The sequence below is a fragment of the Novosphingobium sp. SL115 genome, assembly GCF_026672515.1.
Taxonomy (GTDB): domain Bacteria; phylum Pseudomonadota; class Alphaproteobacteria; order Sphingomonadales; family Sphingomonadaceae; genus Novosphingobium.
The window spans coordinates 110008-123863 of record NZ_JAPPRG010000001.1; the positions used below are offsets into that span (position 1 = coordinate 110008).

Sequence of the window (13856 nt, forward strand, 5' to 3'; positions counted from 1 at the left end):
ACAGAATACGCACTTCTGTAGCCCGCCGGAAGCGATCGGACGCGACTGTGTCAGCGCCATGCCCTTCCTGCCGGAAGGCGAACCTGATCCGGGTCGAACTTCCGTCAAGGGCCAGCCTGTCCGCAATGCCGCGGTCCAGGCGGGACACCCCGGCAAGGCACGGGCGCCACTGGGTGTGGACCGCAAACAGGAGTTCCGCATTTCCGGCGCGGGTGCGCAGGGCAAGCCGGTGCTGTGACGCATCAATGGTTCTTAGTTGTCGCCGAAGTCGATTTCCAGCAGGTGCCAGGCCGCGTCTCAAACCTGCCCGTCTCCTTCCTCTGTGCCCGCAACACGCGGCGCCAAGACTGAACACGGAGCTCAACAGCGCGCCCTCAGACCACAGTGCCATGTGCACCTTGGACATGTGTATTTTAGATATGCTCCTTTTGGACATGTGTTCCTTGAACATGCCCTTCCTTAACATGTCCGCCGTGGCCATGCGTACCTTGGCCAACCCCTGCCGAATTCCACCGGCATTGCCGGTGTGCCTAAAGACCCTCTCGCCAAACCGGTGGCCCATACCCGTCGGATGCTGTCTTGCGCGCGCAAGCAAACGCTTGTGCTGGCCGTTTGGCGCCCCTGCCCGGCGTATGCCACCACAACATCGCGGCGACCTCGTCCGGTTGCAGAATGTCTTCACCCTGCAGCGCTCTTGCTCATATTCGGGTATCTGTGCCTTCAATCCCTATCTGTCCCGCCTGTCGGCAACCAGGAGAGACAACCTCTCACCTCGCCTGACGACCGGCACAAAGGTAGCTTTACGATTGCTCCAGCGGCCAGCTTGTCCCGCCAATCATCGCTTGATGGAAGACTCAGATTTTGCTGAGATTGCCCCATGAAACCCTGCCGACTCGTGCCGCAGGAAGCCAAGAGACTCTGACCATCGCTGGATCGCCTAACGGAGCTGCAGACAGACAAAAACCACTATCATCAAACGTTTTTATGATCCAGAATGTGAGATAGATCACTGACAACGTGGGTCCTGTCGGCCCACTTTGTAGACGCGACCCGGAGGGTTAATTGTGGTGCCCCCACACGCCCTTCTACTGGCCCTGTCGTAAAAATCCGGGTTTCCGGGCGTATTGCGGCAGGGCCTTTTTTTGCACTGCGCCGTTGCGGAGGCGCGCCCGTATTGCGACACACCAGCGTTATGGCACCAGCAGGTCGTGGGATCACGACTATGCCGTGGCTTGATTGCACCTGCTTGCAATCGCGGTTTTCAGGCCGGGCCTCACAGCCCAGTACGTTTGAGGACACACCTGCCTAGGACACACCTGTCCAGAAAATCCCTCCTGTCCAGGAGACCCTGTCTGGAACGCCCCTGCCTGGCACCCCCCTGTTGAGAACCCCCTGTTGAGAACCCCCTGTTGAGAACAATGCCACAAGGCTTGTCCAGTCACGGGCTTTCCTGCTTGTGAACCGGCAGCGTGACACGAATGACCTGTTGCTTGCCGTCCAGAACAATCGCGTCCGCAACACCTGCAACAAGGGCAAGGCGCTTGGCCTGCCCTGGGTCGATCAGCACACGATACGTACCTGGCCGAACTTGCTCGAACAGGAATGTCCCGCCCCCGCTTGTCCGCACGCGTCCAACTTGACGTCCTGATGCATCGACCAGCGTCAGCACCAGTCCCGAAACCCCCCGCTGCTCGGCGCCGAACACCGCAATGCCCTCGATCTCGCCAAGAGTGTCGATGGCAAACTGACTGACATGGATCCGTCCTGGTCGCGGCACGAACTCAAAACCTGGCGCGGCCGGCGCCATGGCAAGATCCGGCAAGGATTCGGCATTCAGCCGCAGGAAAGTCCGATTGGCATTGCCGAGTTGCCCCAGCAGGGCCACGCCTGCCCGATTGCTACGGGCAACTTGCGTCCCTGTATCAAATTCGACATCGTCAACCAGCGCCTCATCCCGATCCCGCTGCTGATTTCCGTTTGCATCCACGAAAGCCGACGCTGCCACGGCCCCCCCGGCGGCAAGACCTGGCTGGGCCAGGAACCATGATTGCGAAACCGGATTCCGGCCAAAGCTCACACCGACGCGCGCAACCACGGCATGCTCCTTGCGCGGAAGCGTAATGGAACTGTCCAGCGCCAGTGCAAACGGCCCGACGCGATGTACCGCAGACGTCCCCAACGTTGTCTCGCGCGTGTCAAACGTCCGGCCAGCCGATAACTTGACCAATGTTCTTGGCCCGAAAGTTCGATCCAGCTCAACCCGGCCCTGGGTTACGCGCAACTGCGGGGCAAGGGCGTAACCCAGCGATGCGCGAAAGCGCGTGCGCGAACCGGACAAGGAACTGAGATCGAAGGATCCCAGCATTTGTGTAGTTCCCGTCATACCGGGCGCCTGGCTGCGCGAAAGCGACAGGGTGTTAGACAACAGCACGTGCGCGGCCACGGTCGAAGCCCGGAGCGATGCGTCGAGCTGGACTTTGCCATCGGCAAATTGAATGCGCCGCATGCGGCCTGCAACCGGGATGGTCAGCCCCTGCCCTGGTGTGCCCAGGCGCACGGTGGCAGTTATCTCGGCTTCACTCGCGCGGCGCAGCGGCTCGATTGAAAACGCGCGCACTTCATCGCTGAACAGCCCGCGATATTCCGTATGAGTTCCAGTCCAGCCTATGCCGCGCGTGGTCGCGGCGAGGCGCGTTTCGAGCGCGCCGCCTCCCTGACCATTAAACCCAAGATTGACCTGGCTTGCGACGCTGCCAAGACTGGTCCGGAGGCCTGCAGTACCAAGCCACTGCCGGCCTGTCTCGCTGTCATACCACGCCGCGCCGAGGCTCGCGGTAATCGCAGAACTGATTCCATAGGCAAGCTGCCCGGTTGCCCGCCAACGGCCGTGATCGCGGCCGGGGACAAAGTCCGGACCTTGCAGGCCGAGCAGGGTTACATCCTTCTGGGCCATCGAGAATCCGTAACGCAATTCACCTGTTGCCAGGCGCCCATCCCCGACACTGACCTGGCGCACGGTTTCACGCCGCTGTCCCTGCGGACCATAGAGCACCACCCGCATGACATTCAGTCCGAACTCAACCGGAATCTGGAGGAATTCATAGCGGCCATCGCGCGACGTGCGGGTGGATCCCACGAGCGTATTGTTACGATAAAGCTCGGCTTCGTAACCGTCCGGCAATTCTCCGCGTAGATCGATCCTGTCAAAGATCGATGCCCGTTCAATCGGCGCGTTGGACACCATGATCCCACGCCCGGCGATACCGCGCACCCCCATGGCGAGCGCCTCGGTTGACACATCGCCAATCTCGAAGGCGCTGGCGCGCAACGCGCCAAGCAATCTGCTGTCAGGATCACGACGGCCCAAAGTGATCCTGGCCGCTGTCGGGCCATAGCGCGACGCGGCACTGACATAAGCTTGTCCTGTCATATAGGCAAAATCGGCGGCCAGCCGCAGGTCCGCTTCACCGCGACGGCCTTGTGCAACATCGGATACTGCCCGAAATTCGATATCGCCCAGCGGCACGTCAAGCGCACGATAAGGCGTTTCCTGGCGCACGTAGCCATTGTCCGGACGGCCAGCGCTCCGCCCAGCAAGGCGTTCACGCGCGGCATCGCGCACGGCTCGCTGTTCAAATGGAAACGGGCGATGCGTCAGAACCGTCACGCTTTGCGCCCTGAGATCGACCTTGAGATCGAGCGGCATCAAAGATGCAAACAGATCACTGCGCAAATAGAGTTCACCGTCGAAAGCTTGCGCATCGTACGGTCCGAGCGTCCTTTCGCTATCTCCGGCAGTGAGTTTCCCGGCCCGCAAGTTCAACGCGACCACTTGCTTCTCATCGAGCACCCAGCCGGCAGCATAGTTTCCGTCGTCGCTCACAACCAGCGCCAGATCGAGTAAGCGGGCAATTTCCCCGAGCGGAAGATATGTTGCCGCCCTTGTCCCAAAGCCTGTAATCGTTTCGGTGACCTCGCCGCGCGCTGTGCTGAATTCCAGAATGAGCTCATCATCACCAGTGAACGGATCCACTGAGCCCTGGACCGGCAAAGCGCCGGGACTTTGCACGACACTTTGGGACCTTGCCTGCGCTAGCCCGGTGAGAGTCTCCGTTTCGGTCAGCCGTACGCCGCCTTTCATCGCAGTTCCGGCAGCACCGGCCTCGGTCAAGCGATCCTTGTCAGCCCCCTCACCGGCAACCCTTGCGGCACGTGCCAGGCCAGCCTGCAACAGGTTCGGATCCTGGTTGTCCTGCCCGGATACATTCGACGCCATGGTTTCGCGCGCCGGTAAAGGTGCCACAACCTGTGAACCTGCATTTTGACCGCCTGCTCGGGCTCCGGGCATTCCTCTTGCAAGCCCGGAGCCTTCATCGATACGCGCCGGACTGGCCGGCGGAGTTTCCGGTCGCTCCCCTGCCTCCGGTGCGCCTTCTGTGCCGACCATGCCGAACGCTGGCTGAGGCAGGTTACGTCGACCTGGCTCAGCCTTGTACTGACCCACAACGCCCTGCCGCTCAACCATGTCCTGCCGCAAAACCGCCGCGGCGGCCTGCGCAGGAGCGTTGTCTGATGCCGCAGCGCCTGCCCCTGACGGCCCCGGAGCGGGAGGGTCACCTGCACCTGGCAACGTCTGGCAAAGGCCTGAACCGGAGGCCGGTAACGGCCGAGGCAGACTATAGATGCACCGACCGGGCAGTCCGGACTGGCCAGGATCAGGGATAGTTTTCTGCTTGCGCTGTTTAGGAGAGCCCGCCACGCGGCGCATCCGAACCTTGAGAACACTGGCAGCGCCGACGTTTGTGTCGGTGGCTAGTGCCGGACCGGGCCCGTGCCCAATCGCTGGTGACGCCAACAGGCACCCTGCTTCGGGTTTCCCTGGCGCCGCGGGCATCGCCAGCGCTTCCGGCCTGACCGCACTGCCATCTTCCAAGCCCACATCTTCAAGACCTGCATCTTCAAGGCCTGGGCCTGCTTGTTCCGGCAGGCCTGAAACTGCCTCTTCGGCTGCTGGTGCGGACGTGGCTTGAAGCAAGGTGGCGTTGCCAGAGACATCAGGTCGGATGTCAAGCGCGTTGCCTCCGGACTGCCCAGATTGAAGCGCTGGTACTGCGCGCAGCAGACCAAGCTTGGGTGAGCTCGTATCCAGAGGATCCGGAACCCGGAATTTCCGGCCAGCCGAACCTGACGCATTCGCCACGACACCCTGCGAACCTGCGCCAGGAAAAAACGCACTCGATGCACCATGTCCCGCACGATTGTGGTCGCGACGATTCTGGTCATGACCACGGCCATGGCTTTTGCCGGTCGCAGCAGCGTTGCTGCCAACGCCTGCCAATATCAACTCCTCGGGCGTAGCGGCAGAAAATGCCGGAGCTGGAAGCGCCCGAGCCAGCCCGGTTCCGGCCCACTCGCCCGGTGATGGATCAGGCGGGAGATCGTCCGGCCCGCCGGTCTGTTCATTGTTGCCCTGGCCTGGACCCAACAGCCAGATGCCGACAAGCAAACCGCCAATGCCGGCTGCCCCGACATGGCCCTGCCCCAGATAACGCGCCAGTCGTCCAGGTGCCTTTCGTACAGATACTTTCCGTCCAGGATCTTTCAATATCACCGCACGATGAAATCAGCTTTTGCCAGAACCTGCCCCGGCGCAAAATCGTCATCGAGATAAGTGACAGTAAGCTTGACCCCCGGTGCATAAAACGCTGCATCGAGCGCGGGATCGATCGGGATCTGGATCATTCGTTCGGCAAGCTCGGTATAGACACCGATCCCCTTTATCTCCGCTAGAGGCTTTCTGGCACCAGGTGCCGACACCACAATGTCCCCGAATACCGAGCGCGTGCCTTCGCGCGTGATGGTCAGCGCCAGCAGTGGGCGCGGCCCCTGCTCGATGCGCATATCCTTGAGACCGGCAGTCGCACTCGTTTCGCCGACCCGAACAATTACCGGTATCGAAATACCGAACCTGGGTACGATCTGCACCCCCACGCCATCGCCTTCCCCGCCTGCAGCCTGTTCGATCGTCAAGCCTTCCGACACCGGCGGGATCGACACCGCGGAAAAATGGGCACGATACTCACCGTCAGGCAATCCTTGCGGCACCCTCAGCATGATCCGGACCAGTTGGGCTTCACTGGCAGGCAAAGTCAGCTTGCGCGGAGACCAGCGCAGCAGAGCACTTGCCGACTGGACCTTTGCCGCAAGCACCGGATCCTTTACACTTGCCAGATCGACCAGTCGGCCATCGGGCTGCATCATCATGTCGCCAATGGTGATGTCGTAGTCGCCACTGGCTGTGGCGCGGTTGTAGAGCCCGACAGTGGCAGACCTGTCCCGGCCGCTCATGACCACTCTTCGCGGATAGAGATTGACATCTCCCATCCCGCCCACTGCACCTTCGGGGACCTGGCCGCCAGCTGCTTGGGGCAAGCTGGCCTGCCCGATGGCTTGACCGTTTCGCTGCGCCGCCTGCCGGTCGCCGCCTTGGCCAACCGGCACACTTTGGTCGGTAGGCGCCAACATGCCTTGCGCGAACGCCGGAACACCTGTTGCCACCAGTCCTGCAGCAACCAGCATCGTGAAACTACGGTCAGGGCCCCGTAGTTGCCGTGATTTGCCCTTGCCAGACAGCCAGCCCCGGCAAAAGTCTTGATTTGCAAGAACATGATCCTGCGCCCGGCGACAGCCGGTCAGCAAGCTAAAGAAAAATCGCTGCACACTTGCCCCACACCACATCGGTCCCGCGCATTGTTCTACGCACAAACACCTAGGATATCCATAGGTTCAGCGTATTTTGTGGCAAATGCATCAGCGACTCGAGTGACAGGGCTGACGGACCATCCGGTGAGGCGCCCCCCCGGCTTTCCACCAGCTGAGATCAGAGCCGAAGTCTATCGCAGCTCTTGTTAGGCAAATCCGAAGCAGGGTATGTGGGCTCAAGGAGCGACACTTCCTTTTCCGTCATTCTATTGCGTCATTGCTTGGCAAATCGACAATCCGAAAAACAGCGCCCGATCCGGCATCGCGGACAAGGTCAACGCCTGTCCCATCCCAGTGGTAATCGAGGTGGCGCCCCTGCACAGGATTTGATGCGCAGTCAGGAAAGAAGAGAGCAACGCATTCACCGCCCGGGTGCCGAATGCTCGGATATACGATGCCATCGGATCCCGCCCCTTCAGGTTTACAGCAAGAGCTTGAGATGCGGCGTAGCCAAAAGGCTCCAGTGCTGGAGCCGTTTGCGCCGCTAGGGATGACAGATCATGCAGGTCAGCATCCACTGACATGACGATCTCCCGGAACTGCGAGGTCCAGCCAGGCGTCTCCCTCGTCGATCCCATAAAACGGGCATGGTGGTGGATTGTCTCGAACAGCGCAGTCTCGAGCCGATCAGCGGCATAGAGCACACCGTAACTGCCGTCGGTAAAGCGACTGGACCTATCGGTGCTGACATGGGTGAATGGCGCCATGAGGTAGGAAGCCCCGTTGCCGCCAACACGGCGGCCGACAGGAACCAGATCCAGATTGCCTATCGTCGCCATGATGCGGGGATTGGTCTTCTGCTCTGCCGAGATCAGCAGCGGCCAGTCGCCCGGATCAGCGATGTCCTCGAACAGATCGATCGGCGGGAAGGCACTGCGGATAATCCTGATGACGCCCCTCCACCCCACTCGGGAAACGGGGATATCCGCGGCTTCCCTCACCAGCCACCACGCTCGGCGTCGAGGCGACGACGCACCCGCATGATATCGGTGAGTTCGCCTCCGAGCATCACGGCGAGCGCGCCGGCTCCGTCGAAGGTGTCATTGGCCGCCCTGATCCAGGCATAGCCTCGCGAGCCTTCCGAGAAGATAATCCGGAGCGCCTTGTGGATACCCATGAGATTGGACAGACGCGCGCGCCCATCGCGCGAAACGCGCCCAAGGCCCTCCGACTTCCAGCGACGATAGGTGCGAGCCGGCATATCGAGCAGCGTTGCCGCCTGCTCGTCCCTCAACTCCCATTTGCCGAACAGATTGAGGACTGCCCGGAACATGGCAGCTGCCTCGTCCTGGGTAATCGGATCGGGACGAAAAGCGGTTGCGGCGGTATCAACAGGCTAAAGAGCCAGCATGGCATTTCTCCATATGGCATCATATCGCTCAAACATTGCCATTCCGACCTTGGCCATCATGCTCGCTGCAAGCCGGGCATCGCCGCCGACATCGTCGCTTCTGGCAAAATGGCGTGGATCTCCCCCGGTCGAGGAAGAGGTGCGCGCGACGATCGGTTCAACGCCGGGAGCATTCATGAGCCGAACGCAGCCTTGATCTGCCTTTGCCTGCTCATCGAGACGTGATTGCATATGCGCGATTGCTGCTCGATGGCTTCCAGGGACGCGACGATCGGGACAAACAGGGCCGCCCAGTCGGGGCGCTGGGCGTAGAAAGTCGTCAGACGTGCCACGCCGGCGCGGTGTTCTGGAGCCCCATGCACAGATCGAACAGTTTCAGGAGCCAACGCAAAATGAGACGGAAAGACATATCACAGCCTCACCGTCTCATTTCGTCAGAACACAAAGGTCCAGCTGCAACATCTTTAGGTACAGCAATATCGGAACCTGCATCCTACTGTTTCAGAAATCGAAGTCCAGCTGCAACTAAGACCTATCATGATACAGCTGGGACCAGGATCTAGCAGATAGCAAACCCACGTCCAGATGGTTGTCCGCAGCATCTTCAAACATTGCACGACCTTTGCAAGGTCCCGCATGAGCCTGCACAGGCGCGTTATGCCGGCGATGACAACCTCGCCTGGATATGGGGGCTGGCCTGATTGAAATCACCGCCATGAAATCAGGAACAGGCGGTCACAACCGAAGAATTCCGACAGGCGCACACGATCACGCCAGCTGTCATCCCGCCAGAGTGATGCCAAAACACCGTCGGGGCAGGTCTGGACTTGCCTCGGCACTGCCCCGGGCCCTACGCGGCCCGCTGCCAGGTATACTTGCCTGCCTTGACCAAGCCGATTCCGCAGCGGCGGCATTTCGAAATCTGTCGCCCCCCGGCCCAGCGCACCTTGTGGCGGAAGGCACGGTGAAATCCCATCCAGCACAACACTCGACCCATTGGACTCCAGCCTCCAATCTCACGCCCCAAGCAGCCAAAGCCAAACATATCGGCACACGATGTTATCACAATGACAGTTGGATCTGTTTCCGAGACAATCTGGCGTCTCTTGCCAAGGCCATACCCGCTTCCCTTGAACTGCAAGGCGCCAGCCCCCTTTCGAACAGTATTTCAAGGACAGGCTGGACCGAGCACGGCGCAGGCCTGCACCGGCTTTGCCCCTTGCCCGGAACGCTGCTTGCGAGCCCCTGCTTGCCCGGTCGCCCACAGTCGACAGCGCCCCACAGGCGGCAGCGCCAGTGGCGCAGCGACCAGGCCGCTCCTGCACGAAAGTTGAAGCTGACAGCATTCGGTCACGATTTCTGACCCGGATTCCCAAATCTTGATGTAAATGCCACACCATTCCATGATAGGCTTTGCCTCGCGCCGGCATTTCCAGACGTGGGGACCAATGCTTGATGTCACACCCGCAGATCCGGACCGTTCTTGCCATGCGAGTTGAACGCTTATTCCTGCAGGCCGGGTATGATAGCTTGGCTGCGTTCCGGCACCTCTTGCCTCGGCCGACCGGGTCGCAACTGTACCGGTTGGGCGCCATCGCATCGTCTGCCTGCTTGCCGGCTGCACATGCGTTCGGCCGGATCAGCCAGCGCGCGCGCAATCTCGCCGGCATCGCCTCCTTGATCGGATTTGCGGCAGGCATGCTCGGGATCGCCTTGCTGAACAGCACCACAAGTCACGCAAAAACTCCAGAAATACTCGTGACGTCGGATCTGCCTTTGCGGTTTGGTACCCTGCTGGTTCCCTCCGCCGGATCGCGGACGATCGGTTCAAGCGGAACCGTGCAGGACAGCGGCGTGTTTCAGATAGGGAATGACCCGGTAGGACCTGCACAGTTCACGGTTACCTATGACCGTGGTAATGAAGGCAATCGGACGATCAACGTCGTGATTCAACTGGTCGTGAACGCAAACCAGAAGGTCAGGGTTGGCGCAGTGGAGGGGCAATTGTCTCAACTTGAAAGCGATGCCAGAACGCCCTCGGGAGCAACCGGTGGCGCATTGGCGACCTTCACGCTTGCCAATTGCCGTGAAAGACGTTGCAGCCGCACTATCAGAATCGGCGGACGGCTCGACCTGTCACGCACGGCAGGGGGCGCCCAGCTGGTTGTCCCGCTCGCCGCCTCTGCCATCCTGCTCGACGTCTACTGAAAATGCCTGCACCGCGCGCGCGCACCGGCTCAGCTGCCAAGCTCCCCTGCCTGGTCATAGCAGCCGCGGGGCTTGCCACCTCCCCTGCTCTCGCCCAGACAAGCAGCACGGCGGTTGGCAGTGCCAGTGCCCAGATCGTCTCTCCCTTGGTGGTCGCCCGCGAACAGGACCTCGCCTTCGGCGCTGTGTTTGCCAACCAGAGCGCCGGCACCGTCACTGTCCGAAACACCGGCGGCGTCATCTATCGAGGCGGCGCACAGCAAGCCTGCTTGCCCGACGCATGCAATATCCCCCACCCGGCGCTGTTCTTAGTCCAAGGCGAACCAGGACGTGCCTACCGGGTCGAAATACCCGAACAGGTTCTGGCTACCGGACAATCTGCACAGCCCGGTGGTGGCCCCGCCGTTGCCCTGATCGTCGATCAGTTGCAATGCGTCAGCGACAGCAAGCCATCGGCAAGCGGCCTTGGCCAGCTCGACACCCAGGGGTTGGATCGCTTCAGGATCGGCGGCACCTTGCACCTGCCCGCAGGACTTCCCGCTGCAGACTATCGTGCCGTCGTTCAGGTGATCGTCACCTACGGTTGACCGCTGATCCTGCAAAAAACCACAAAAATTTTCGTCGGCAACACGCCGTTCAAGCCGGGTTTTGTCATTGGCGCCCGACCTGTGTCAGGCAATAAAATGCCTGTATTTCAGAGGCAAGTCTTCAGATTCTGATAGGATACAGACAGTCGTTAACCATCATATGGTGCAAATTCAGCGGTAAGAGTCCCTTAACCGACCTTAGGTATTAACCCCAATGCGACAGGGCTCCTGACCATCAGGGAACTGCACTCGCAGGGAAACGGGGTCTGCACACGGGGGTGTGCGCCATAGGGACTGGGACAAACATGAAAAAGCTTCTGATGGCTGCAGCATTTGCAGCAACTCTTCCGGGCACCGCTTTTGCAGCATCGGGCAACACCTCGACGGCCAACGGAACCGCAACGGCAACCGTCGTGGCGCCGATCGTGCTCACTCACACTTCGGGCGCAGCACTCAACTTCGGCAAGTTCACGACCGGAACCGGCGGTACCGTGACGGTCAATGCCGCAGGCGCAGCTTCGGTGGGCGGCGATGTCGGCCTGGTACCAGGCTCGACCAGTGCAGCGGATGCTTTTACCGTGGCGGGCGATGGCAGCCGGTCGTTCTCGATCGCAACAACCGGCGGATCTGTAACGTCGGGCAGCGCCAGCATGGCCTTCACCACAACGCCTTCTGCAACTTCGGGCACACTGGGTTCGGCCGGCACCGCCAGCTTCACTGTCGGCGGCACGCTGACGGTATCGGGGACCGCTGTAGCCGGCACCTATTCGGGTACCTATAGCGCTACGGTTGCCTACAACTGAGCATGATTGCGCGACGCCCTGTGTCTGCCGACATGAACCGGAGACACAGGGCGCGACGCTTGTCCTGCACCTGGCGCAATCGTGCAAAAATAAAACGATGATTGCGCCGACAGGTCGGAACGGGCCATCCAGAAGGGAGGGCACATCATGCAGAAATGTCTGTTTGCGGTTATTGCCGCAGGATTGGCCATGGGCACCGCACAGGCCCAGTCCGGCAACAACGAGGTCCGGACGGGCACGGTCAATGCCCAGGTCATCCGCCCCTTGGTACTGTCTCATTGGAATGGCTATACCTTGCGGTTCGGCCGCTTCACGGTCGGCAGTACCGCCGGCACTGTCACAATCTCGTCCAGCGGCAGTGCCTCGACGGGCGGTGGCGTGACATTCGTGCTGGGCTCAAGCACGGCAGCCGATCGCATGATCGTGACAGGCGATGCCAATCGGATGATCACGATCACGACCGGAACCGGCACTGTTTCCAATGGTGCGGCTTCAATGACGTTTTCAACAACGCCGTCGCTGCCTGCAGGCTATATCCCCGTATTCGGATCTGGATATTTTACGGTCGGCGGAACCCTGGTCGTTGCCTCCGGTCAGGCTCCCGGAACCTACAGCGGCACGTATCCGGTCACTGTCGCCTACAACTGAGCAAACGCCAATCTTTTCCTGGCCAATCTTCGCTCTGCCAATTTTTACGCGCCCAATGGTCACTTTCATGGCCGAACAGCACGCTGCATTGGGATAATGGCGATATACACGCCGTACTGCAATCGTTTATGCATTCTCGATGCAGTGGCCGACCTTCGATGACTTCGCAAATCTGTGGGTCTGCGTTTGCTCGGCAAAAGCGCTAACCGCCAACAGTTTGATGTCCGTCGATGTGGCAGGTGAGCGCATTGCCCTGTTTCGTGATGGATCAGGAAATGCGGTTGCGATGGTTGATCGATGCCCTCATCGCGGCGTCGCCTTGTCGCTCGGCACACTTGAATACGGAACCGTGTCGTGCCCGTTCCATGGCTGGCGCTTTGACGGCAACGGGCGATGTCTGCATGTGCCCTGGAACCCGGAGGCAAAGCTGGATCGCCTTTCGGCCCGTACCGTGCCAGTGCGCGAGGCAGGCAATCTCATCTGGCTCTATACCGGCTTTGCCCCGAGTAGCGAGCCGTTCATTCCGCCCACTTTGCTGCGTTCCGATGTGCGCCTGACGGCTCAGTCCTTTGTGTGGAACGTTCACTGGACACGAGTCATGGAAAACATGCTCGACACCCCGCACCTGCCTTTCGTGCACGCTCGCACAATCGGCAAACGTTTCCGCAGCAAGACAGCTGCAGCCATGCAAATGCGTTGGGAACCAACCGAATATGGTGGTGAGGTCATAACTTGCCGCTCAGGTGAAAGACCGATGACCAATCTGCGGTATTACTATCCCAATGCGATGGAATTGACGATCGATCCCGCAGGTCGCGTGTTGCGTATGCTGGCGGTTTGCACGCCAAACAAGGACGGCAGAACAAAATTGTCGCTCTACACATTGCGAAACTTCGCCAAGGCGCGGGCATTGGACTGGGTATTCGCCCGCACCAATGCGCGGATCGCTGCCGAGGATAAAGCTATCGTGGAGAGTTCGATCCCAGCGCATGTGCCAACCGCCGGTGAGGAAGTGTCTGTCGCAACAGACGCACCGACGCTGGCCTTCCGGAAAATCTGGTTCACCCGCATTCGGGGCAGTATCGCCGCGGCGCCGTGATCCCCCGAAATCAAGATACCTGCATGCCGGCAAGCAAAGCGCTCGATACGATAAGATCGGGAATCTTGTCTCAGGCGACGTTTCGAGACCAGGACATTGCCAGCCGTACCCTTGGGCCATCGACCTTGGAAACCTGTGGCATGACGCTACAGACGGCCACCCTTGTCGCCGACGCGCGGACATAGCCCCACCGGTAGCGGTCCACGGAATGTCTCGAAATACATCATTGCTGCCGACCGCTCCTGTCGATCACGCGCCGCCCCTTACAGCCTGCCAAGGATCCCGCAGATCGCTGAAGCCCGGCTACCCCGCCGTCTTCACCGCCGTTGCGCAATCGCGGCAGCGAGCCCAAGTCACGGCTCCAAAGGTGAGAGCATCCTGCAACGTTCCATTGGCTG

General features: G+C 60.5%; 10 protein-coding genes and 1 pseudogene. 6 read left to right on the forward strand and 5 right to left on the reverse strand.

The annotated features are described in order from the left end of the window. Window positions 1-58: 58 nt before the first annotated feature. Entirely contained in the window at window positions 59-238 is a 180-nt protein-coding gene (locus tag OVA07_RS00515; RefSeq protein WP_268169520.1) for a hypothetical protein, read from the forward strand. A 1200-nt stretch (window positions 239-1438) separates the two neighbouring features. On the opposite strand, the gene OVA07_RS00520 is transcribed toward OVA07_RS00515, so the two are convergent. The 5 genes and pseudogenes from OVA07_RS00520 to OVA07_RS00540 all read right to left on the reverse strand — a co-directional run bounded on the left by OVA07_RS00520 (window position 1439) and on the right by OVA07_RS00540 (window position 8344). Next, window positions 1439-4447 (reverse strand): carboxypeptidase-like regulatory domain-containing protein, encoded by a 3009-nt coding sequence (locus OVA07_RS00520; RefSeq protein WP_268169521.1) that lies wholly within the window; start codon window positions 4445-4447, stop codon window positions 1439-1441. A 1160-nt stretch (window positions 4448-5607) separates the two neighbouring features. Beyond that, window positions 5608-6720, reverse strand: a complete 1113-nt coding sequence (locus OVA07_RS00525) for a hypothetical protein (protein WP_268169522.1) — start codon at window positions 6718-6720, stop codon at window positions 5608-5610. 243 nt (window positions 6721-6963) lie between these two features. Beyond that, window positions 6964-7703, reverse strand: a pseudogene (locus OVA07_RS00530) (RES family NAD+ phosphorylase). Beyond that, entirely contained in the window at window positions 7700-8059 is a 360-nt protein-coding gene (locus OVA07_RS00535; RefSeq protein WP_326493080.1) for an antitoxin Xre-like helix-turn-helix domain-containing protein, read from the reverse strand. Before OVA07_RS00535 ends, OVA07_RS00530 begins: the two are co-directional and overlap by 4 nt. 39 nt (window positions 8060-8098) lie before the next feature. Next, window positions 8099-8344: a hypothetical protein gene (locus OVA07_RS00540; RefSeq protein WP_268169524.1), complete on the reverse strand. Its 246-nt coding sequence runs from the start codon at window positions 8342-8344 to the stop codon at window positions 8099-8101. A gap of 1224 nt (window positions 8345-9568) precedes the next feature. Here OVA07_RS00540 and OVA07_RS00545 point away from each other — a divergent pair. The 5 genes from OVA07_RS00545 (at window position 9569) to OVA07_RS00565 (ending at window position 13458) form a co-directional block, all read left to right on the forward strand. Next, a complete protein-coding gene (locus tag OVA07_RS00545) occupies window positions 9569-10321 on the forward strand; it encodes a DUF4402 domain-containing protein (RefSeq protein ID WP_268169697.1) in 753 nt (250 codons plus the stop codon). A 149-nt stretch (window positions 10322-10470) separates the two neighbouring features. After that, window positions 10471-10908 carry a DUF4402 domain-containing protein gene (locus OVA07_RS00550; protein ID WP_268169698.1) on the forward strand — a complete coding sequence of 146 codons (438 nt, stop codon included), beginning with the start codon at window positions 10471-10473 and terminating at the stop codon, window positions 10906-10908. Between the two features lie 305 nt (window positions 10909-11213). After that, on the forward strand, window positions 11214-11711 hold the full coding sequence (locus OVA07_RS00555) for a DUF4402 domain-containing protein (protein WP_268169525.1): 498 nt from the start codon (window positions 11214-11216) through the stop codon (window positions 11709-11711). 147 nt (window positions 11712-11858) lie between these two features. Next, window positions 11859-12359 (forward strand): DUF4402 domain-containing protein, encoded by a 501-nt coding sequence (locus OVA07_RS00560; RefSeq protein ID WP_268169526.1) that lies wholly within the window; start codon window positions 11859-11861, stop codon window positions 12357-12359. Between the two features lie 139 nt (window positions 12360-12498). Further along, a complete protein-coding gene (locus tag OVA07_RS00565) occupies window positions 12499-13458 on the forward strand; it encodes an aromatic ring-hydroxylating oxygenase subunit alpha (RefSeq protein WP_268169527.1) in 960 nt (319 codons plus the stop codon). Window positions 13459-13856: the final 398 nt, after the last annotated feature.